This is a genomic window from Flagellimonas chongwuensis, assembly GCF_013376415.1.
Lineage (GTDB): Bacteria > Bacteroidota > Bacteroidia > Flavobacteriales > Flavobacteriaceae > Flagellimonas > Flagellimonas chongwuensis.
In genome coordinates this window covers 596,983-618,880 of sequence record NZ_WYET01000004.1, presented here as the reverse complement: position 1 = coordinate 618,880, position 21,898 = coordinate 596,983, and the positions used below count along the sequence as shown (strand labels likewise).

24 protein-coding genes are annotated in these 21,898 nt (G+C 40.7%); 12 read left to right on the top strand and 12 right to left on the bottom strand.

What is annotated here, in order from left to right; all coding sequences use genetic code 11:
* Window positions 1–78 precede the first annotated feature (78 nt).
* From GUA46_RS09920 to GUA46_RS09900, 5 genes are all read right to left on the bottom strand, one after another.
* The gene (locus tag GUA46_RS09920) at window positions 79–801 is read right to left on the bottom strand and encodes a head GIN domain-containing protein (RefSeq protein WP_176620356.1); all 723 of its coding nucleotides are present in this window, start codon (window positions 799–801) and stop codon (window positions 79–81) included.
* Window positions 802–927: 126 nt separating this feature from the next.
* Complete coding sequence (locus tag GUA46_RS09915) at window positions 928–2,664, bottom strand: PspC domain-containing protein (protein ID WP_176620355.1); 1,737 nt, start codon at window positions 2,662–2,664, stop codon at window positions 928–930.
* A gap of 9 nt (window positions 2,665–2,673) precedes the next feature.
* Window positions 2,674–3,003 carry a PadR family transcriptional regulator gene (locus GUA46_RS09910; RefSeq protein ID WP_176620354.1) on the bottom strand — a complete coding sequence of 110 codons (330 nt, stop codon included), beginning with the start codon at window positions 3,001–3,003 and terminating at the stop codon, window positions 2,674–2,676.
* A 248-nt stretch (window positions 3,004–3,251) separates the two neighbouring features.
* Window positions 3,252–4,046 carry a YybH family protein gene (locus GUA46_RS09905; protein ID WP_176620353.1) on the bottom strand — a complete coding sequence of 265 codons (795 nt, stop codon included), beginning with the start codon at window positions 4,044–4,046 and terminating at the stop codon, window positions 3,252–3,254.
* On the bottom strand, window positions 4,046–4,528 hold the full coding sequence (locus tag GUA46_RS09900; RefSeq protein WP_176620352.1) for a DUF4870 domain-containing protein: 483 nt from the start codon (window positions 4,526–4,528) through the stop codon (window positions 4,046–4,048). The genes GUA46_RS09905 and GUA46_RS09900 overlap by 1 nt, the downstream gene beginning before the upstream one ends.
* Before the next feature lie 170 nt (window positions 4,529–4,698).
* Between GUA46_RS09900 and GUA46_RS09895 the strand changes: the two genes are divergently transcribed.
* The 4 genes from GUA46_RS09895 (at window position 4,699) to GUA46_RS09880 (ending at window position 7,300) form a co-directional block, all read left to right on the top strand.
* The gene (locus GUA46_RS09895; protein ID WP_176620351.1) at window positions 4,699–5,154 is read left to right on the top strand and encodes a DUF4442 domain-containing protein; all 456 of its coding nucleotides are present in this window, start codon (window positions 4,699–4,701) and stop codon (window positions 5,152–5,154) included.
* A gap of 11 nt (window positions 5,155–5,165) precedes the next feature.
* The gene (locus GUA46_RS09890; RefSeq protein ID WP_176620350.1) at window positions 5,166–5,711 is read left to right on the top strand and encodes a hypothetical protein; all 546 of its coding nucleotides are present in this window, start codon (window positions 5,166–5,168) and stop codon (window positions 5,709–5,711) included.
* A gap of 63 nt (window positions 5,712–5,774) precedes the next feature.
* Window positions 5,775–6,575: a TIGR00266 family protein gene (locus GUA46_RS09885; protein WP_108244552.1), complete on the top strand. Its 801-nt coding sequence runs from the start codon at window positions 5,775–5,777 to the stop codon at window positions 6,573–6,575.
* A gap of 71 nt (window positions 6,576–6,646) precedes the next feature.
* Window positions 6,647–7,300: a DUF2461 domain-containing protein gene (locus tag GUA46_RS09880; protein WP_176620738.1), complete on the top strand. Its 654-nt coding sequence runs from the start codon at window positions 6,647–6,649 to the stop codon at window positions 7,298–7,300.
* On the opposite strand, the gene GUA46_RS09875 is transcribed toward GUA46_RS09880, so the two are convergent.
* Window positions 7,297–8,853, bottom strand: a complete 1,557-nt coding sequence (locus tag GUA46_RS09875; RefSeq protein ID WP_176620349.1) for a M81 family metallopeptidase — start codon at window positions 8,851–8,853, stop codon at window positions 7,297–7,299. The two genes, GUA46_RS09880 and GUA46_RS09875, sit on opposite strands and share 4 nt — an antisense overlap.
* Before the next feature lie 147 nt (window positions 8,854–9,000).
* Here GUA46_RS09875 and GUA46_RS09870 point away from each other — a divergent pair, with 147 nt between their 5' ends.
* A complete protein-coding gene (locus GUA46_RS09870; RefSeq protein ID WP_218109550.1) occupies window positions 9,001–9,564 on the top strand; it encodes an NUDIX domain-containing protein in 564 nt (187 codons plus the stop codon).
* Here GUA46_RS09870 and GUA46_RS09865 read toward each other — a convergent pair.
* Window positions 9,558–10,841, bottom strand: a complete 1,284-nt coding sequence (locus tag GUA46_RS09865) for a D-alanyl-D-alanine carboxypeptidase (protein WP_176620347.1) — start codon at window positions 10,839–10,841, stop codon at window positions 9,558–9,560. The two genes, GUA46_RS09870 and GUA46_RS09865, sit on opposite strands and share 7 nt — an antisense overlap.
* 120 nt (window positions 10,842–10,961) lie before the next feature.
* Here GUA46_RS09865 and GUA46_RS09860 point away from each other — a divergent pair, with 120 nt between their 5' ends.
* Window positions 10,962–11,159, top strand: coding sequence for a hypothetical protein (locus GUA46_RS09860; RefSeq protein ID WP_176620346.1), 198 nt, complete (start codon window positions 10,962–10,964; stop codon window positions 11,157–11,159).
* 32 nt (window positions 11,160–11,191) lie between these two features.
* Here GUA46_RS09860 and GUA46_RS09855 read toward each other — a convergent pair whose 3' ends face one another.
* Window positions 11,192–12,133, bottom strand: coding sequence for a LysR substrate-binding domain-containing protein (locus tag GUA46_RS09855; RefSeq protein ID WP_176620345.1), 942 nt, complete (start codon window positions 12,131–12,133; stop codon window positions 11,192–11,194).
* Between the two features lie 141 nt (window positions 12,134–12,274).
* On the bottom strand, window positions 12,275–12,694 hold the full coding sequence (locus GUA46_RS09850; protein ID WP_176620344.1) for a DUF2141 domain-containing protein: 420 nt from the start codon (window positions 12,692–12,694) through the stop codon (window positions 12,275–12,277).
* 274 nt (window positions 12,695–12,968) lie between these two features.
* Here GUA46_RS09850 and GUA46_RS09845 point away from each other — a divergent pair, with 274 nt between their 5' ends.
* On the top strand, window positions 12,969–15,131 hold the full coding sequence (locus GUA46_RS09845; RefSeq protein ID WP_176620343.1) for a TonB-dependent receptor: 2,163 nt from the start codon (window positions 12,969–12,971) through the stop codon (window positions 15,129–15,131).
* A gap of 1 nt (window position 15,132) precedes the next feature.
* Here the strand turns inward: GUA46_RS09845 and GUA46_RS09840 are convergent, their stop codons facing one another.
* On the bottom strand, window positions 15,133–15,555 hold the full coding sequence (locus GUA46_RS09840) for a DoxX family protein (RefSeq protein ID WP_108244718.1): 423 nt from the start codon (window positions 15,553–15,555) through the stop codon (window positions 15,133–15,135).
* A 170-nt stretch (window positions 15,556–15,725) separates the two neighbouring features.
* Window positions 15,726–16,226 (bottom strand): GNAT family N-acetyltransferase, encoded by a 501-nt coding sequence (locus GUA46_RS09835; protein ID WP_229418481.1) that lies wholly within the window; start codon window positions 16,224–16,226, stop codon window positions 15,726–15,728.
* Window positions 16,227–16,471: 245 nt separating this feature from the next.
* Between GUA46_RS09835 and GUA46_RS09830 the strand changes: the two genes are divergently transcribed.
* The gene (locus GUA46_RS09830; RefSeq protein ID WP_176620342.1) at window positions 16,472–18,265 is read left to right on the top strand and encodes a PorP/SprF family type IX secretion system membrane protein; all 1,794 of its coding nucleotides are present in this window, start codon (window positions 16,472–16,474) and stop codon (window positions 18,263–18,265) included.
* 14 nt (window positions 18,266–18,279) lie between these two features.
* Here the strand turns inward: GUA46_RS09830 and GUA46_RS09825 are convergent, their stop codons facing one another.
* Window positions 18,280–18,882, bottom strand: coding sequence for an FMN-binding negative transcriptional regulator (locus tag GUA46_RS09825; protein ID WP_176620341.1), 603 nt, complete (start codon window positions 18,880–18,882; stop codon window positions 18,280–18,282).
* 154 nt (window positions 18,883–19,036) lie between these two features.
* Between GUA46_RS09825 and GUA46_RS09820 the strand changes: the two genes are divergently transcribed.
* From GUA46_RS09820 to GUA46_RS09805, 4 genes are all read left to right on the top strand, one after another.
* Window positions 19,037–19,660: a tetratricopeptide repeat protein gene (locus tag GUA46_RS09820; protein WP_176620340.1), complete on the top strand. Its 624-nt coding sequence runs from the start codon at window positions 19,037–19,039 to the stop codon at window positions 19,658–19,660.
* A 6-nt stretch (window positions 19,661–19,666) separates the two neighbouring features.
* Entirely contained in the window at window positions 19,667–20,995 is a 1,329-nt protein-coding gene (locus GUA46_RS09815) for a 2TM domain-containing protein (RefSeq protein WP_176620339.1), read from the top strand.
* Between the two features lie 276 nt (window positions 20,996–21,271).
* Window positions 21,272–21,550: a 2TM domain-containing protein gene (locus GUA46_RS09810; RefSeq protein WP_176620338.1), complete on the top strand. Its 279-nt coding sequence runs from the start codon at window positions 21,272–21,274 to the stop codon at window positions 21,548–21,550.
* Between the two features lie 2 nt (window positions 21,551–21,552).
* On the top strand, window positions 21,553–21,897 hold the full coding sequence (locus GUA46_RS09805; RefSeq protein ID WP_108244566.1) for a 2TM domain-containing protein: 345 nt from the start codon (window positions 21,553–21,555) through the stop codon (window positions 21,895–21,897).
* The last annotated feature ends 1 nt before the right edge of the window (window position 21,898 follow it).

Here is a 21,898-nt window from a genome sequence, read left to right as displayed (position 1 = left end):
AGGGTTTCACACAAACATTATAAAAACAAAGGCCCACTGAAAAATCAATGGGCCTTTGCATATGTAAAGGGAATTGGATTAATATTTCCTTACACTGCCCGAAACGGATTTTTTGGTCTGAACGCTGGCATCACCAGTGTACTTGATATCCGCTCCACTGCTGGCATCGGCCACTAAGGATTCCGAAACATTCACGGAAATATCGGCTCCGCTACTGGCATCAGCGTTACATCTTTTTACAATTAGATCTTGCGCTTTAATATCAGAACCGCTACTTGCATCCGCAAAAAGGGCATCTGCCTGACCTGATACTCTAATATCGGCACCGCTACTGGCATCGGCGGAAACTTCGCCGGCCATAATCTCAACATGTAAATCGGCACCGCTGCTGGCATCCAGCTCAATGTTTTGGGCCTTGATTACGTTCTGAGCGATAAGGTCGGCGCCACTGGAGCTTTCCAAAGCAGTAATTTCCGGTAGGGTCACATATACATTTTTGGTCGCACGTCCGATATTTTCAATAGCATGGATTTTTAATCTACCATCTTTAATGTCGGTACCTATTAGGTCGATGATGTTCTCGTCGGCTTCGACGGTAATGTGAAAGTCAGAGCCTTGGGTCACGAATACATCGATTCCTTCTGATGCGGATACGATGTCGAAATCCTCTTTTACATCGCGGCTCTCTTCTACGACTTCGCCGTTACCTGTTTTTCCGTTGCCGAAGTTCATATCCATCATGCATGAGGATGCAAAGAGGGATAGGAGTGCGGCGATCGCTAATCTTGCTAGTGTTGTCATGATTGTTGTTTTAGTATTGATTGATTTTGAAAATGATTAATGTCTTCTGAAATAATTTCAGTGTAAATGTCCGTTTTTATGTATGCGTTTTAAATAATGATCTACTGAATTGACGAATTAAGTGACTCAATTGTTACTTTTTTCTTTGGCTTTAACATTTACCCCGTTTTCATCGATTTTTAACTGAACGGAATCTTCGGCATCCTCAATGTTGATATCAATACCATTTTCATTGATGATGATTTTGCCATTTCCATCAGAGTTATCATCGTTATCTTCAGGGCAATCCAAACACTGCAATTCCCCATCGCCATCCATCAACCAGTGCTGACCTGCCATGCCACTTCTGTAAAAACCTTGGTCATTATCAATTCCCCGGCCAATGTATCTGCTTGTGGAATCATCAAAATATACCGTCTTGTCCTCTGGTACATAAATTGTTACAGTTACCTCTTGATTCCTGGCCTTGTTCGATGTTTCCGTGGTCAAATATTTGTCCAACACAATTTCATTGCCGTCAACCGTGTAAGCGTACTCGATGTTTCTGGCACGGTCTCTGGCGGCCGGTGTTGAGTTTCCATCCGCATCTTTCCTGATATTTACCCTAATGGAATCGGTATCTGATTTTCTTATTTTGATTTCAACTTCGTCAGATATTAAGATACGGTTGTCGTTTTCGTCATAACCAAAGGTCATTCTACCAAAATGAATATCATCTCGGTTGTAATCCATATGACCATCTTTCATTGTGATGACCAAGGTATCGGAAGGAATTTCCAATGCGAGTTCTGTCCTGTCGTTTACGCTTCCCGTATACGAGAATTCAGCGGCCTGCCGTATGCCAAAGACAATCAACAGTCCTACGGAGATCAACCAAAGGCCCAACAAGGAGAATTTGGCAATGTTCCCGATCGATTTTAAGTTGTTCACCAATATCTTCAATCCTAAATAGAGTAGGAAGAAGAACGGAATTCCAATGGCAAAGAACAACAAGATGGATACTACCCATACAGGAGCTCCCGAAGTGTTCACGATTTCATAAAAATCTATGCCGGGTACATGTACGGCATCGAACATGCCTACGGTAAACAGTCCGAAAAACAACCCTACCAGGGTAGATGCCCCGATAATGATCAACAAAATGCCTATGAACTTACCGAATACCTTGAACAGGAACAAGATAATGTCCCCAATGGTATCAAAAAAGGTCTTGGAGCCGCTTTTGACCTTGTTGCCCACTTTTTCGTAGTCAACACTTTTTACTTTGTCGGCAACATCATCAAACCCCTCTTTAACTTTGCGTTCTATATTGCTGATGTTGACGGGCTCCCCCCGCATATCCAATTTTTGGGAGGTTGTGGCGGCCTCGGGCACCAAGATCCAAAGTAGGATGTAGGCAATGAGTCCAAAACCACTGGTAAATACGGCCAATAGGATAAATATGAGCCTTACCCAAAGGGCATCGATGCCCAAATAATGTTCCAAACCTGCGCACACACCGCCAATATATTTGTGGTCGATGTCCCTGTACAGTTTTTTTGCCCTGCCCGCAGAGGGTTCCGTGTGGCTCTTTTTGGGTTCATCCTCAAAAATATCCTCGTCCACCATGTAATCTTCGGGTTGTCCCATTACATCGATTACTTGATCTACCTCCTTGTGGGTGATCACTTGGCGTTCGTTCTCCATTTTTTCGAGAAAGAGCTCTGCGATACGGGCCTCGATATCGGCAATGATCTCGTCGCTTCCCTTGGTACCCGAAAAGGAGCGTTTTATGGATTCCAGGTACCGTCTCAGCTTGTTATACGCATCGTCGTCTATATGGAAGAGCGTATTTGCTAGATTTATATTTACTGTCTTGTTCATTTTTTGATTCTATTTTGTGTTGGTTACCAGATTGACTGCATTTCTTAGTTCGTCCCAGGTGCCGTTGAGTTCGTTAAGGAACAATTGGCCTGTTTCGGTGAGCGCGTAATATTTGCGGGGAGGTCCCGATGTGGATTCTTCCCAACGGTAATTGAGCAATCCCGCGTTCTTAAGCCTTGTGAGCAAAGGATATATGGTACCTTCCACTACTAACATCTTTGCGTCTTTCAAGGCTTCCAGAATTTCTGAAGCATACTTGTCGTCATCCCTAAGAATGGACAAAATGCAGTACTCCAGAACCCCCTTGCGCATTTGTGCTTTTGTGTTTTCTATGTTCATAATTTCATGGTTCTAAATTTATGCTGAACTGGGTTCGGCATCTGATTAACAGTTCGTTTTTTGTTCTCCCAAACTTTGTTTGGTTACGTTTCCACTCCAGTCCCCTGAATTGGACAGGGGAGTGGAAACGGTTCTTTGATTGATGATTGTTTTTTCGTTTTTTGATTGATGTTTAAACTCCTTTTCTTTGATTGATGATGAATATGTCGGAGGTGATTAGGCTCCTAATTTATGATTGATGATAATTTTTATTCTCGTTGTGCTTCGTCCACAACGGCATTGTTCTCTATAATCTGCATTTTTTCAATGTTTCCATTACCGGATGCTATAAATTTAAATTCAACCGCTCTCTCCTTCATAAAGAAGGTATTTTCTGTTTTTGGATAAAGCGTTGCCTGCATCTTTTCCGTTATCAACAGTAACTTTCCGTTGTCCTTTTTAATTTGAACTTCACCTGCTTGCAACGATTTATAGTTGCCTTCGTACTTGTCCAATATATTGTCCGATACAGGAATTTCCTGTGCTGAAGCTTCATTTTCCATTAAATGATGATTGTAGCTCAATTCCCTTTTTATTTTCCATGATCCATCGATCAGCATCCAAACATGGGTGAATTTTGCAACATCCCCTTTTTGGTATTCGTTCTTGTCATTTAAAAATTCGAACCTGTGCACACCATGTTGAACGGCCCCATAGATTTCCCCATCTTTTTTGAGCGGATACACTTCCAAACTACCATCGATCAATATTCTTTTGGAATACTGTGGTGCCGAAGTGTCTCTTTTTTCACAGTTTTCTCTGGTCGGTTTCAAAAAAGCTTCCCTTCCCTCTGTAAAACCACCTTTGTCATGATAGAACTCAAAATCCTCTGTGAACAACGACTCCATGGTATCCACATCACATTTATTAAAAGCCGCATCGAATAACAAACTGTCCTTGGATTTCAATAATAGGTAGAGTTCCGATGTTTCTGGTTCCTGCGCTTGTGCTGAGCCCACCATGCATAAGGTCAAAATTCCAAATATGTATTTAAAGCTCTTCATTACTTGATGAATTTAATGGTGAACGGATATTTGAAATATTCTCCCTCGTTGGTTCTAATGGTGGCCAAAATGGAGAAAACAATGTTTACCACTGCCAATGCCACTTGCAGAAATCCAGAGATACCTACTGGCCAGAGCAATCTTCCAAACCTAAAATCGTCGCTATCAATATGAATGTTCAAATTGTTAAGGTCGCTCAACCCATGGAACCCCAAAAAGTTCCAATCGAACAAGTCTGGCCAAAATCCAATAAAGAATGGGATAGTGACCAAACCTGCCACGATGGAATAAAGCAACATACTAATTTGAAAATTAAGAGCCTGTTTGCCGTTGTAATCTACAAATGCATGCTCTTTTTTGTTTGCGGTCCATAAGATCAACGGAAGTATAAAATTGCCGAAAGGAATAAAGTACTTCGAGAACATGGAGGCGTGGATGATCGCGGATAAATTTCGTTCGTGCTTGGTGATTGTAGTTGCCATTTTTTTGATTGATGTTTTTTGATTGTAAAATGGTAAACCTATTAGCTTACGATGCAAATATATATCCAAAAGATGGTACTATGCAAAACAAAGTACTATGATTTAACAAAAAATTAACAATAATTAATGTCATCTTTTTACCTATTTTTAAGCAGACTTAAATGAAAAATATGGCACTCACACCCAGTAAAATCAATATGTTCACTTTTATGAAACTCCCTTCTGCATGGTGGTGCGGGGTACGGCTCAAATATATTGATGAGAAAAAAGCGATAACCACGGTAAAACATAAATGGATGAATCAGAATCCATTTAAATCGATGTTTTGGGCCGTTCAGGGGATGGCCGCCGAGTTGAGTACAGGAGCTTTAGTGATGAACGAAATCCAAAAAAGTGGCAAAAAAGTGTCCATGTTAGTAGCGAACAATAAAGCCACCTTTACCAAAAAAGCTACGGGACGCATCAATTTCACCTGCGAGGATGGGGAACTGATTGCCGATGCGATAAAAAATACCGTGGAAACAGGAGAAGGGCAAACCTGTTGGATGAAAGCCGTAGGGGTCAACCAAGATGGGGTAGAAGTGTCCACTTTTCATTTCGAATGGACGGTTAAGGTGAAGAGATAATTGCAAGATAAATGGATTGGAAAACTCGTAGAATTATTTATAAGATTAGGTTTAATCAATTTTTTCGCAATCTTAAACTCAAAATAAAGTTTAAAATCAAGGGTTTGCCTAAATGTCAACGTGCAAATGTGGTTGAGTATCCTGATTGTTTTCTAGTTAGCACCATTTATACTTTAAAGAATGGTCCTGGAGTTCATACTGATATTATAAGTAAAGTTGAAAAGGAGAATTATAAGCAAAATGAACTAGCAAGAATTACTTCAGAGCATTTAGCAAAATCTAGATGGGGAGTAGATAACTATGAAAATTCAGAGGTATTTGATGTCATTACCAAACTTACTGGAAGAAAGTCAATTAAAAAGCAGATGCAAGATTCAAAAATGATTTCAATCTCTAGAAGTAAAAACCATATTGAAATTAGTCCCACAAAAAATGGAGGTTCAACAGGACCTAATCGGGGATATAATTTTGATTATGAATCAATTTTACTAGAATTACCTATTAATGAAGAAAATTTAGAAAAGGAGATTAAAAGGGCATTGGAAATGTGTAATTAAAAATTGTAACAAAACTCCCGATTCCCCAACATATAGATAGAAATCAAAAAACATCAATACAGAATGAACGCACACGAAATAGATTATCAGATTTACGGCGAGGAAATGCAATATGTGGAAATAGAACTTGACCCACAAGAAGCTGTTGTTGCTGAAGCAGGCAGTTTTATGATGATGGACTCCGATATTAAAATGGACACCATCTTTGGTGATGGTTCCAACCAAGATACTGGGGTTTTGGGCAAGTTGTTTTCCGCGGGCAAGCGTTTGTTAACCGGAGAGAGCCTTTTCATGACCGCTTTCCTGAATATTGGTCAAGGTAAAAAACAGGTAAGCTTTGCTTCACCGTATCCCGGTAAAATAGTTCCCATCGACCTATCTGAAAAAGGAGGAAAGTTCATCTGCCAGAAAGATGCATTCCTGTGCGCTGCCAAAGGTGTTTCCGTTGGTATTGAATTCTCCAAACGCTTGGGACGTGGTTTTTTTGGTGGCGAAGGTTTTATCATGCAAAAGTTGGAAGGCGATGGAATGGCCTTCGTACATGCCGGAGGCACCATGGCCAAAAAGGTATTGGCTCCTGGCGAGGTATTAAAAGTGGATACCGGTTGTATTGTCGGTTTTTCCCAGACCGTGGATTATAATATTGAGTTCATCGGGGGCATCCGAAACTCGGTGTTCGGTGGAGAAGGACTTTTCTTTGCTACGCTTCGCGGACCAGGAACCGTTTATATCCAATCCTTGCCATTTAGTAGGTTGGCTAGCCGTGTGTGGGCCGCTGCTCCTCGTGGTGGTGGAAAGGACAAGGGCGAAGGCAGCATCTTAGGTGGTCTTGGTGATTTGCTCGACGGCGATAACAGGTTTTAATTTTAGGAGTTAGGAATACGGTGTCTGAATTCCGATATCTGATTTCTGAAAAAATCACTTCTTTTGTGTCTATGAATTTCAACGACCTTTTCCATTTTCTGGAAGAATTGCAACAAAACAATACTAAGGAATGGATGGATGCGAACCGAAAATGGTACAAATCCCTCCGCAACGATTTCATCACTTGGTTGGATGATTTGGACATCACCATGGCCCAGCTCCATGATGATTATTACCCAACTCCCGGTAAAAAGGGCATCAATCGTATCAACAATAATTTGATGTTCCACCCGAACAAACCCATTTATAAAGATCATTTTGGGGCAGGATTGGACAAGGCACCCAGTTCCGCCGATTTTTATATAGAGATAGGTTTGAAAAATTGCTTGTTGGCCGGAGGTCGCTGGCGACCCGACTCCAAAACCCTTGGCAGTATCCGGGATGCCATTGATTATAATGGAGAGGAACTGCAAAAGATACTGGACAAACCTTCTTTCAAAAAGATGTTCGGTGGTCTGTATGAAGACGAAAAACTGGTGTCATCCCCTAAAGGATTTTCCAATGACCATCCACACATAGAATTATTGCGTAATAAAACCTTTGCCGTGGAATATAAATTGACCAAAAAGGATGTGCTCCGAGATGATTTCAAGGAAAAAATCATTGAGGTTTACAAGGAAATGCTATCCTTTCGTCAATATTTGAACCAAGCAGTTACTGTTTAGTCCAGCTTGTCCGAAGCTTCTATCAAACGGGCCGATAGGTCTGGGCGTTCCATATCCTTATCATAAGGGAACATAGGCCGAATGATTCTTTTGTGCCCCAAACGCTCTAAGTCTTGATCTACACCGCCGGGGGTCAACATCATGATCCAGTCGCCACGCATGTTGTAAAGTTCGGGAACCAAATAACCGATTTTCACCACGATGATATCTGTTTCACTTGGTGTAAGTCCCAAATTGATGAAATCTGATTTTCTGTGGTACGGTTTCCTCTTTTTTGTCACAATCACATGGGCATTGCCCACTTTTACCACGACCTCGGTCTCGGCATGAACATCACCCTGTTTTATGGCGGTTACTTCACCAATCAATTGTAATGGTGGGGCATACCTGTCGTCTATTTCAGCACCAACTGGGGCACTCACTTCTCCACCAACACCAACTTTTATGGCTTCCTCGACCAATTTAGGCCCAGGAATGGAGGCATAGATTAATGATTTGCCATCGGTTTTATGAAACTCTTCTCGTTTTAATAGTTCCGTCAAGGTCCAAGTAACATCCCCGGCACCACCTGCGGTGGGGTTATCGCCCATATCGCTTAACATAAAAGGTTTTTTGTCACTGGCAAGGGCAGTTTCCAAAGCTTCTTCATATGATTTTGTTGGAGCCACGAATTCAAACTCCTCTCGGACATCCCAAAAACTATTGGCCAATTTTTCCGCACCTTTGGTTACCTGTTCCTTATCATCGCCCGTTACCATGACCACAGCGTGGTTTCTTGGCTCATCGGCCCAAGCGTAGCCAATCCAAATGGCCGCATCGATAACACCTTCTTTTTGCTCTACTTCCGGTACTTTGTCGTACAGACTTTTCCCGGGCTCCACTCGAGTACTCGTTTTTTCTCCAGGTAACAAGATGGGAACGGGAACCCACGCTTTGTATTTTGGTTTGCCTTTGCCGTTCTCCAATCGAGATACCAAGTTTTCCACAGCTCTTTTACGCGATTCTGTGGCATCCTCATGAGGAGCCATGCGGTAACAGGTAATCAAATCAGAGTGTTGCGCCAGTCGTTTGGACACATTGCCGTGCAAGTCCATAGAAGTCGATATAAGAACGTCAGTGCCCACAACTTCACGGATTCTTTTAATGAGGTCGCCTTCAGGGTCGTCCAACCCTACAACACTCATCGCACCATGAATATCAAAGAAAAGACCATCATACGGCAAGTTTTCTTCTAACATGGAAAGAGTTTTCTCAACCAACGATTCGTAAGCTTCTCGGGTAACGGTACCTCCCGGCAACGATTTTCCCACTAAAGTGGGAACCCATTCGGCGCGTTGTCGTAATGAAGAATCAGCTTCCATAAATGGGTAGCGGTTAAATATGGAGTCCCCGATTTTAGGATGAAACGCTTCTTCGTGCGTTAGGGCAGGAGAAAACGTACTGGATTCAATCCCCAGGCCTGCAATGGCTATTCGGGGCAGTTTTTTCTCGGTGTTTTTCTCACAGCCAATCAAAATGGCAAAAAGGAATAGAAACAATAATGGGTTGCGCATGGTATTGAGTTTGGTCGGTTTTACTAAAGTATAAATATCGACATTATTGTGATGGTGTCAAAAGGAGAAGTGATTCATCTATATAAATGGATTAGCACTATATTTAGAAAAAACTTATTCATTTTGAAGAACGATAGAATCAGAAACATGCAGCGAGAGTTGCTTTCGGACAATTGGTATACCCTTGAGAAAATCACTTTTGAATATTTACGGGACGATGGCATTTGGGAAAAACAATCACGAGAAGCTTACGACCGCGGGAACGGTGCTGCGATTCTACTCTATAATGTTGAAAAGGGAAAAGTAGTGCTAACCAAGCAGTTTCGTATGCCCACTTTCGTCAACGGAAACGAGGATGGAATGATGATTGAGGCCTGCGCGGGACTTTTGGAAAAGGGAAATGCCGAACAGACCATAAAAATGGAGGTAGAGGAGGAGACCGGTTATAAAATTGATAAGGTGAAGAAAGTATTTGAAGCGTATATGTCTCCAGGCTCCGTTACCGAAATCCTTTATTTTTTTATTGGTGCTTATGAAGATGGTATGAAAATCAGTGAAGGCGGCGGTGCCGAGGACGAAACAGAGAATATCGAGGTTTTGGAAATTGATTTTAAAAAAGCTATTGGTATGATGGAGTCCGGAGAAATCAAGGATGCCAAAACAATCATGCTGCTACAATATGCTCAAATCCAAGGTATTTTTGATCAGTAGTTTTCATATAGACTTTTTAAAGTTTCGTACATGGTTTTCCTGATTTCTTTGGAGGGTAACCTAAAATGATTGTTCATAAAACTGAAAATGAGCAATTTGCCCGATTTCGTCTTTACATAACCGCTCAAATTATAATTGTTCCCCACCGAACCGGATTTAGCAAATAGAAAAGGTTCCGTGGTTGGGTCTTCCCAGTGCTCCACCGTATTATTTGGTCCCCACATGGGAAATAGCGCAAAGAGGCGCTCTTCCGGAATTTGGTTGTATAGTTTTTGAAGTATCTGAACAAACGACCTTGGTGTAAATAAATTATAGCGTGATAGTCCGGAACCATCCACCCAGCGTGGGCGATGCTCCAAATCTTTCAGTTGATTATCCAGTATATAATCTATGGCCCTTTTGGTGCTCAAGGTATCGGAAATCATCCCCGAAGCAGTAAGTAACAATTGCTCCGCCAAAAAGTTATCGCTCTTCAATAGCATCCGTTTGTATATGGAATCCGTCTCCATGCCATACAACATTTGTTTTTCTCCCTTGGGGAAATGTTGGGTCAAGAAAACCTCTTTTTCTGTGGCTATTTCCAATAATTGCTTCGTTAAACTATCACTGGTCATATAAGGGACTTCCAAAGTGTCCTGCTCCATTGGGGCAATAAAGAATTGGTTTTTGAACTCGATTCTTTTTATGGTTGTGTCCTTCACTACAGTTTGATTTTCAAAATAGTCAGGGGAAACCTCCAAATCACCGTTGTTTGAAATCGTAGTAACATTACCATAAAGGGGCATCGCGGATTTTTCGGGCGAAAAATAGGTGTCATAATCTTCCCAGGCCCAACCAGGCCCGTACCGTTGCTCATCATGGTTTTTGGTGTAAAGAGCAATAGTTCTTTGGTTTTTCAGCCAATTAATAGCCGTACTGTCCATAAAATAGGGGTGAAGCAAAGATGGGTCGCCGGTTCCTTCTACAAATACAGTGTCATTGGCAACCAAATATTTTAGGGCCGGGATATGTTTGGGAAGCAAATTAAGACCCGTGTAAAAAGTCACAATCTTAGTATTACTGGCCGGGGTAAAGTATTTATCGCCATTCAAATTATAGATTTCTTTACTACTATTTGCATCGATGACAACCAAGCCATGGAAGGAATTTTGAAGTTTGTCGTTCCCTATTTTTGAATTAAGTGTTTTTTTGACTGAACTGCAACTGGTCAATAAGGTGGCAATGATGAAATATCTGAAAATCAGTAGTTTGAATTGGTTTTTATATGTTTCGAGCATATGATTTTTAGGTGGAATTTAACAACAAGATATTCAATTTTTAACTGCAAGTTAGCTTTTTAAACCTCCTTTTTTAGTAATTTAGAACACAACCTTTTTACCCAATTTAATCAAATTGATATGCCTAGAGCTATGTTAGATTACACCAAAACAATCCTTCAAAAGGTGAGTTTTGATGCTAAACTCTTCACTAGGGAGCTTCAGAAAGCTATTTCTAGATTGTTGCCCAGTGAAGTAGAGGAATTGAAAATCTGGTTGCAATTTTATATTGTGGACAAACCAGAATTACATTCAACAATGTTATTATTAAAAACTTAAACACTACCAAGGGCCGCTGAAAAGCGGCTCTTTTAATTTTTGGACAACGGACTGATGATCTTCACGTCCTGAAAAGCAATTGCTCCGCGAACAATACTGGAGATAACTTCTCTTAATGCGTCCGTTATCTGTATTTTTAGTTCGCTTTTATGGTATATCATGCTTATTTCCCGGGCAGGGGAAGGAGTTTGGAAAGATTTAAGGTTTGCAGCTTTGTCTTTATCAAGGTGTAGAGTGTTCAAGTAGGGCAATAAGGTCATTCCCATACCTTCGTCCGCTAAGCTAACCAAAGTTTCAAAGCTTCCGCTCTCTATTTTAAAATGTTCCCCACGCAGGTTTTTGGAGGCTTTGCATAGGTTGATGACCCCTTCACGGAAACAATGCCCATCTTGTAATAAAAGTACGTCGTTTACATCCAAATCACTCGTGGTCAGTTCATTTTGGGGTGCCAAACGATGATTTTTCGGAACGTATCCCACAAAGGGCTCATAATATAAAGGGCGCTCTTTTATAAATTCAATTTCCAACGGTGTTGCAGCGATTCCGGCATCCAAATGTCCGTCCATAATATTTTTGATCATGGTTTGGGTGGATTGTTCCTTTATAATGAGGTTTACTTTTGGATATTTCCTAATGAACGAATTCAAAAACATTGGGAGTAATGTTGGCATTACCGTGGGTATAATTCCCAAGGTATAGTCCCCACCAATATAACCCTTATCTTGATCTACAATGTCTTTGATGCGCTCTGCCTCAGCAACAATGTTTTTAGCTTGGGCAACTATTTTTTTACCAACTTCTGTGATGGTTATAGGTTTTTTGCTTCTATCAAAAATGAGAACATCGAGTTCGTCCTCCAATTTTTGAACCTGCATACTCAATGTAGGTTGGGTTACAAAACTCTTTTCCGCGGCCAGGGTAAAGTTCTTGTGTTCAGCAACGGCCAGCACATATTGAAGTTGGGTAATGGTCATTCAATTATAAGTTTAGAGGATAAAAGTATGAAAAACCATCAGGTTAATCTATAGAAAAAGCGTAATCCTGTACCATTACTATACGCAAATAAAAAGCCTGCGCAATGGCAGGCTTTCTTTTGATTGATGATGTTTTTAGAGTTAGAATCGAATGGTAAACGCCATATCTTCCTCGCCAACGGTAAACTTGGCACTATTGAAGCTAGGTGGTCCCATGGTCATATCATTACCGGACATGCCATAGCTTTCTTTGGGCATTCCATTGGATTGATAATCCATTCGGTTGTTGTCATTGGCATCGTGTAGGGCCAAAATGGCGTAGTTGCCCGGTGCTACGTTGGCAAATGTTAGAATGACTTTCCCCTCTTTAATCTCACTTTGTAAATTTTGTACTCCGGGTCCTTTCATAAAAGTGTCTTCGGTGTGTAGCCCCGCGAGTACCTTGCCTTCGTTGTTAGTGATATTATCGATAGTGATGGTAATGTCCACGCCGGTTTTTTCTTGTGCCAGGCCAACGATGCTTACTAAAAATAGACTTAATGCTAGTGTTACAGTTTTCATAATGGTTGTTTTTGATGTTTTGTATACTCCAAAGTTTCAAAAGAAGTGACTCTTAAAAAATTTCAACCTACCGAAATGTCGATTTTTTGGAGTGAACTGCAATCGATAATCAGGAAATCAATTCGGAGGTAAAAATCTACAATTGAGCACTTCCTTTTGGTTTAAGAACCTGAGTGAAATCAATTCGGAGGTAAAAATCTACAATTGAGCACTTCCTTTTGGTTTAAGAACCTGAGTGAAAGCAATTTTGTGGCATCAATCTAAACAATCAGTCATGAAAACCTTTATCAAACTTGTTATTTTATTATTTTGTGCTGGAGCTGTTTTTGGCCAGCAGACCATTTCAGGAAAAATTACCGATACCAAAAACAACCCCATAGAAGGGGCCAACATTTATCTGGAGGGCACCTATGATGGAGCTTCCTCGGACAAGGACGGGAATTTTAGTTTTGAGACCACGGAGGAGGGTACTCAAATACTCATTGTTTCCATGTTATCTTATGAACCTCATTATGAGGCCGGTGATGTGTCCTATTTTCAAAATCTGCACATAAAATTGATGGAATCCGTTAACTCATTAACGGGAGTTACCTTGACCGCCGGTACATTTGAAGCCGGTAACAATTCCAAGGCATCCGTATTGAAACCACTCGATATTGTGACCACTGCGGGCGCTACTGGTGATTTTGTGGCCGCGTTACAGACCCTCCCGGGAACTACCACGGTTAATGAAGATGGTAGATTGTTTGTAAGGGGAGGCACAGCGGGCGAAACACAGGTCTTTATAGATGGACTTCGGGTTTTTCAACCATTCAATGCCACAGCGAACAATATGCCAACACGAGGTAGATTCTCCCCTTTCTTGTTCAAAGGTATTTCTTTCAGTACCGGAGGATATTCTGCTGAGTACGGTCAGGCCCTTTCTAGTGTATTATTGCTAAATACTACGGACGTTCCCTTGCAAGAGCAAACGGAAATCTCCATAATGAGCGTTGGTGGTGGCCTCGGGCATACCAAGATTTGGGGCGACCAATCGTTGAGCATCAACACCTCCTATATGAACCTTGCACCTTATGAAGCCTTGATTCCGTCTACTCAGGGCGTCCGTTGGAAAAGTCCGTATGAATCTATTTCCGGTGAAGCCGTTTTTAGGAGCAAAGGAGAAAAGAGCATGTTCAAATTATACACGGGTTTCAACCATTCCAATTTAGATATTGAACAGGAGGACATCAATTTTGATGACTTTGTGCGCTTTGGCCTGAAAAATAACAACCTATACTTTAATTCATCCTATAAGTACTATTTTGAGAATGACTGGAGCCTAACATCAGGCGCTTCCATTGCATGGGACACCAATAAAATTGGGATAGAAGACGACAAGGTGGACAATAAGGAAACCTCTTCGCACCTTAAGGTAAAGGCCCGTAAAAACTTTAGCAACCGATACGATTTGAGTTTTGGAACGGAATATTTCCATACCAATTATGATGAAACTTACACCGATGTAAATATTGATGAATTTGACAATAATTATACTGACGGACTTTGGGCCGGTTTTGCTGAATCCGATATCTATTTGAGCAATAAGTTTGCCATGAAACTGGGTGTTAGAGGCGCACACAGTAGCTTATTGGATGAGTTTAAACTGTCCCCAAGACTATCGCTGGCATACAAACCGGGAGAGAGCGGCCAGTTTTCTTTAGCCTACGGTGATTTTTACCAAAGACCGCTTTCAGATGTTCTCAAGTTTGATGAAAGCCTGTCCATGGAGAAAGCTTCTCACTACATCTTAAATTATCAATACATAAACAATGGAAAAACATTTAGAACAGAGGTCTACCATAAGGCGTATGGCCAATTGGTAAAATATGATTCTGAGATGCCACAGTTTGATTCCGCATATAGCAATTCAGGGGACGGATATGCCCAAGGTGTTGATGTATTTTGGAGAGATAGCAAGAGCATTGAAAACCTGGACTACTGGTTTTCCTATTCTTATTTGGATACCGAGCGAGACTACCAAAATTTTCCTGAACGGGCCACTCCCAACTTTGCACCAAAGCACAATGCTTCGCTCGTAACCAAATATTGGGTGGACAAGTTGCGCTCGCAAGTGGGGTTGTCATATTCTTACGGTTCGGGAAGGCCTTATCACAATCCCAACAACCCTGGTTTTATGCAAGAGAAAACCAAATCGTACAATAACTTGAGCTTTAACTGGGCCTATCTTATCGACCAACAAAAAATCCTATACTTCTCCGTAAGCAATCTGTTGAGCCTAAATAACGTGAGCAATTATCAGTATGCCAATACTCCAGATGTGGGAGGGGTTTATAATAGAAGGGCCATAACCCCTCCAGCGGACAGCTTTTTCTTCGTAGGTTTCTTCTGGACGATAAGTACCGATGGTAAAAGTAATCAGCTGGATAATCTATAGGCTACTGCTGCATTTTGAGGTAATAGTCGACAGAATGTCGACCTGAGCCATATACAATAAAGAATAAGGAAGTTATCAAAACAATAATGGCCAACATTAGATAGTTAGTGTTCATTACCCCTATAAAGTTGGTGAGGATAGCACCGAACAAAATCGGCAACTGTGCAATGGCGGCCCATCTGGTGAGTAAACCAACGGTAATCAAGATACCGCCAACAAAATGTGCGGGAATTAGATAATGAAGAAAAATCATTCCTCCGGGAACATCTTGGAACGGTTTTGCCAACCGCTCCATTTCCTCATAATTGGACATAAACTCGATTCCTTTGACAAAAAAAACGACACCGAGTAAAACTCTGATTAAATCGAGTAAAAGATAGGTATGGGCATTGGCCCACTTGTTGAGCTTTTTTATGAGACCCATGTGGTTGAAGTTTGTGGATTGCTTACATAAGGTACTCATTTTAAGTGGTATATTTAATTTTTTCACATAAATATTGATAATGATATTTGAATTTTAAGTGAAATCAATTAAAAATATCAACCATGTCATTAAACGAACTTATATCTGAAAGCAGTCACTCAAAGAACTACTTACTCCAAAATCAATTCCATCTGAATATCGCTGCGGGCATATGGAGATGCGACCTTGGCCATTTCCACGAAGCCGAGTTTTTTGTACAGTGCAAGGGCTGGAACCAATTTTCTATTGCTTTCCAAAAATAATTTTTTGGCGCCCAATTGTTTTGCTTTCTCAATAATATGCTGGCCCAATAGTTTGCCTATTCCTTTGCCTTGTGCAGTAGGAGAGACACCCATCTTGGAAAGTTCAAAATCGTACCCGTCATAAATACAAGGTATCAAGGAACAAACCCCTACCGGTTGCTCATTCAATAAGGCAACTGCAATATATCCGCCTTTGTCCAAAATGTAGCTTTTCGGATTGTGTAGAGCAAGACGGTCCATTTCCTCAATTTGAAAATATTTGACAATCCATTCCTCATTCAGGTCTCTGAATGCATCTTTATAAGCTTCGGAATAGGGGACAATGGTAAAAGAGGCATCCATTATGAGGTTATTTTTCGTTTTTGCCATTAAAAATAATTTGAATTTCAATTACATCCGTAAACTCAAAAGCACTTTTTATCGACAGAAACTGCTTATCTATCAATTCACTATGCTGTTCAACGAAAAAATTACCAGTTGGACGATAAAATATTTAGTTTTACATTAGATTAGTCATAAAATTCTTACAAGGTCCCAAATCTTGCGAATTACAAACTTAAAAACATATTGGCCTGTCCCAATCAGGCAACTTAACCTACAAATTCCAATCGGCTATGGAGATAAAACTACCCAAGTTTCCCCAAACTACATTCCCGTATCCATGTGAGCGTTATCTATTTGCGTTTCTGGTCATTATTTTTCTTGGTCTTCCATTGCAGGCCCAAGAGCAAAATGGTCCCAATGTAAGTTACGATGTACCGTTTCAAAATTTGTTGAAATTCAATCGATTTTTGATCAATCCCACTTTTTCATCCATTCGGGAGGATAAATCGTATATCAATTTTTTTCATCGAAGTCAAAGTGCAGATTTTACCAACAACCGTCAGAACTACTTTTTGAGTTATAGCGGCCGGCTGAACGATAGAATTGGCTTGGGCCTAAGCCTTTACAATCAGCGAGTTGGCATAATCTCCAATTTGGGCATAATGGCCAATTACTCCCATGGAATTCAGTTGGGGGAAGAGAGCAGCCTAACTTTTGGCGTGAATATTCCCTATTATGTGAGCAGTTATGACCCGAGTAGGGTGGTTGCCTTGGAAGAAGACCCTTTTTTGAACGAAGCTAGCGAAAGTTCCATTATCTCTTTTCAACCCGGGTTGAACCTTAGTTTGGGCAAGTTTGATTTTGGCGTTTTTGCCCAAAACTTGGTGGACTTTAATTTAAAATCCAGTGAATCGCTGACCCAGTTCAAACAAAAAACATTCTCTGGCCACATTCAGTATGTGCACCAATTGGAATATGGTAAGGGTATTTTTGAGGATGCGCGATTAATGCCCTTGGCAAGAGCTCGTTTTGAAGGCAGTGAAGATCCTGTTTTCGGCGGAGGGATTATTTTTGACCTTCCAAAACTGGGTTGGGTACAAGCTGGATATGATCAATTTTATGGTGCATCCGCAGGAACGGGGTTCAATTTAAACCAGCGGTTGTCCTTCGGCTATAATTTTGAGAAGAGCTTAGTGAATAGTATAGCCAATCTTGGTGTGACCCACGAAATTTCCATTGCATACTCTTTTGTGCCCAATCTTTCCAAAAATACATTCGTCTCCAATGATGAAGAAGATATAGAGAAAAAGAAAATTGAGAATACAGCTGTAGCGGCTGCAGGAGAGGAAACCAAAAAGACGGAACAAAGCAGTAAACTGGATGTTGAAACCACTTTGCGCCCCACCAATAAGGAAGAAAGAGCCTATTGGGAGGAAAGAGTAGCCGAATTACAAGAAAAGCAAGAAGACAGTTATGCCGTAATAGACGACTTACTTTATAAAGTGGATTCCATGAAACAGAGTCGGGAACAAGACATGGAAAAGCGTTTTGAGATGGTCATGCGCTTGGTAAAACGGCACAATGGTGACGAGATTCCGGATATCCAAGAAAAGGCACAAAAACTTTATATGGCAAATAGCAAGGACCTAGATTCCCTGTACAATGCTTTTGATGCTTCCACTGAAACGGCTTTGGCCATGAATTCCAAACCGCCACCAAAACAAGTTGAAAAGAAAAGCGAAGGGACCTTTAACGGCGGAGCGTTCAAGCCGATTGAAAAATATATCAATCTAGAAGGTGTAGGGCAAGGACATTACATTGTGGCAAATGTATTTAAAAATGAGACCTATCTGAAAAACTTCATGGAAGAATTGAAGAGCAAAGGGATACAGGCACAATACTTTAAGAACCCGGATAATGGTCTCAACTACGTCTATTTGGCAAAGTACGACCAAAATGAATTGGCTTACCAAGCGTACAACTCAAAAATGAAGGGTAAGTACCAAGACGAGATTTGGATCATGCACGTGGAAAATTCAAGGTATTCCAACTGGGCCGACGCTATTTTTCAGGATATCGAATAATCAATCAATAATTTTTAGTCCTCCATTAATCCTGCAATGCCCTGGCTCCCCGAGTCGGGGCGTTCTTTTAGTTCAGATATTATTTTTTGATGATCATCGGAACGGGTCTGCGACAATTTATATGTTGCCTGAATATCCGAAACCTTTATCTGAAATCCTACCACACCTTTTATCTGTCGAAGGGTTTTCGAGGACATGTTTTTAAGCGAAATCGGTTTTTTAGAATCTTTCTCATATTTGTCGACCAATCGGTGCATCGATGCCATGGTTTCCTCTTCAGAAAGAATGTTTAAGGTTCCGTATACGTGAACTGCAATGTAGTTCCACGTAGGTACTTCTTCCTCCTTGTACCACGATGATGATACATACGCATGAGGTCCATTGAAAATGCAAAGTACTTCGGATTCATCTTTAAAATGCTTCCATTGTGGATTGGCTTTGGCTATATGCCCCACCAAAACATCGTTTCCTTTCCCATCGGTTTCCAGTTCCAAAGGAATATGCGTGCCCCAAGGCTTATTATCAACTATGTTGATTAAAATCCCAAAACTGTTTTGCTTCAAAAAAGTTTTGATTTCCTCAATGTCATTATTGCTGTAATGGGGAGGGGTGTACATGGGCGTGCTTAAATTTTAAATGGAAAGCTAAAATATAAATTAAGTTGCGATGGACTACGGTTCATCCCCGAATGTTCACAGTTGGGTAAACCTTCTTTTAAAAAAAGTTCTGTTCAGAACATCTTTGTGGCATCAATAATCAAAAACAACAGTCATGAAAAAAATTATTTTAGTAATCATACTTATAGGGTCAACATTTGTGAACGCACAGGATCGCTATTCCAGCGGAATGGAAAAGGCCTTTGAATTATGGCAGAGCCAAAAAACAACAGAGGCATCCAACCTTTTTGAGCGTATTGCCACTGCAGAACCAGATAAATGGTTGCCTTATTACTACGTATCACAGATTAATACAGTAATTTCTTTTGGGGAGAAGGATGAGGAAAAATTGAGCAAACAATTGGAAAAAGCCAAAGAGTTTTTGGATGTGGCCAAGGCTATTTCTCCGGACAATCCAGAAATTTTGATTCAGGAAGCCCTGATCAATACGGCATGGATCGCTTTTGATGGTGCCACGTATGGAATGACACTTTCTCCTAAAAACGTACAATTGTATCAAAAAGCATTGGAAATAGCGCCCGACAATCCAAGGGTAGTACTTTCCAAAGCGGAATGGGACATGGGGTCGGCCCGTTATTTTGGAAAGGACATTACTCCCTATTGCAAAGATGTGGAAAGGGCCTTGGAACTTTTTGCTACCTTTAAATCCGAAACTCCGTTTTACCCTGCCTGGGGGAAGGAAAGGGCGGAAGAGGTGTTGAAAAGTTGCGGTAAATAGAAAAACATGAAACTCTTTATAAAAGAACTTGTAAAAGCATTTTTAGTGGGGATAGCTATTTTTATAGTTTTCCTCATTATTTTCTTTATCAAGGGATGGGAACTTACGTATCAGCAACTGTGGGAGGAGTTTTGGGAGAATATGATTTTTTCCGTTATAATCTACATGTTCAATGCGGCCTCCTTTATCTTTTTAATGCGCAAGTACGATAAGGAGCTCTTTACCAAAAAGTATGTTGGTTATGGCATTCTAGGGAATATTATAGCTTCCATACTTGGAATCATTGTTTCCAGATTTGTATTAATGGTTCTGGTATATGATAAATCCATAAACCAGTTTTTTGCTGAGGAACGTTCTGAATTCTATGTAAGCTCCTTTATCATTTCTATGGCGGTGGCATTGATGTTCTATGCTGCCTACTACTACAAATACTACAAGGAAAAACAGGTAAAGGAGCAAAAGATAATTGCCGGGTCGGCATCGGCGCGTTTCGATGCATTGAAAAATCAGTTGGATCCCCACTTTCTGTTCAATAGCCTTAATGTGTTGACCAGTTTGATAGATGAAGACCCACACCAGGCACAAAACTTCACCACATCGCTTTCCAAAGTATATCGATATGTACTGGAACAGAAAAACAAGGACTTGGTTACGGTTGATGATGAGTTGAAGTTTGCCCGAACCTATGTTAGACTTCTTAAGATGCGTTTTGAAGACAGTATTATTTTCGATATCCCGGATAATTCCTCCAAGCCTGAAGCAAAAATAGTGCCCCTGTCATTACAGCTTTTGTTGGAAAACGCAGTAAAGCACAATGTGGTTACCTCTTCCCGGCCATTGCATATCAAAGTATTTGAACAGAATGGCATGTTGGTGGTAAGCAACAACCTCCAAGAAAAACAGGTGGTTAAAAAGAGCAGCGGGGTAGGGCTCCAAAACATAAAACAACGGTACAATATCCTCACGGAACGTGAAGTAATCATTGAGAAAACGGAAAGTGATTTCATGGTTTTTATACCCATGCTCACCCAAAAATATACGGTTCTAGAGACACAGGAGAGCTATATTGAAGAGAAACGCTATGCCAACGCCAAGGAGCGGGTCAAGAATATTAAGGACTTCTACGGCAATCTTATGGCCTATTGTATCGTGATTCCCTTTTTATGGTGGCTCAATTTTCGTACTACTGAATTTTTATGGGCCTTTTTCCCTACGTTGGGTTGGGGATTTGGACTTACGGCTCACGGTATGGCGGCTTTTGGCTATAATCCATTATGGGGGAAACGTTGGGAGGAGCGCAAGATCAAGGAGTTAATGGAGAAGGACGATTTCTAGGAATTCATATTTCAGTTGTCAGATTTCAGAACTCTAATTTCCGTCTTCGAATTGTGTGGGTCAAATGAACTCAGCATATGGGTTGCAATCACGAAAATTTCACGAACTTCCCTCAACCCTCAACCCTCAACCCTCACGTAACCCCGTAACCTATAACCTGTAACCCCTGCAACTACAACTCATCCCATTAAAATTACAGTTCGGGAACTCACTTTTCTTTTTGCCCCAGGCTATTCTGATATTTGACCTGTAATCAATTAGTAAAACCGAACAGTCATGAAAAATGTAAACGAACATCGCTACACCAGAGCAAAAGAAAGGGTAGAGAACCTAAAATCTTTTTATCAAAGCTTAATTGCTTATTGCGTGGTAATTCCGGTTTTGATCTACATCAATCATAGGACCACAGATATTCCTTGGGCCATTTTTCCCGCCGTTGGATGGGGATTTGGTTTGTTCAGTCTTTGGATGACCGCTTATGGACACAATCCCATTTTTGGTAAAGATTGGGAAGAACGTAAGATTCAGGAATTTATGAACGATAAAGAATTTTAAGAATGAGTATTTTTAGCTACAACATCACATCAAACAACAATACCATGGAAACTATAGATAAAGAAAACAAATATGTAAGGGCACGTGAGCGTGTTCAGGAGCTCAAAAAGTTTTATGGGAATGTAACTTCCTATGTGTTTGTAATAGCCGGATTGGCAATTCTAAATTACTATACTACGGGCTTTGGCTATATGTGGTTCTTGTGGGCCGCTTTTGGTTGGGGAATCGGAATTGTTTTTCATGCGATTAAAACATTTGACCTTAATCCCTTTTTTGGTAAGCAATGGGAAAAACGCAAGTTAGAAGAGTTTATGCGTGAAGATGAACAGAACAATAAATGGAAATAGT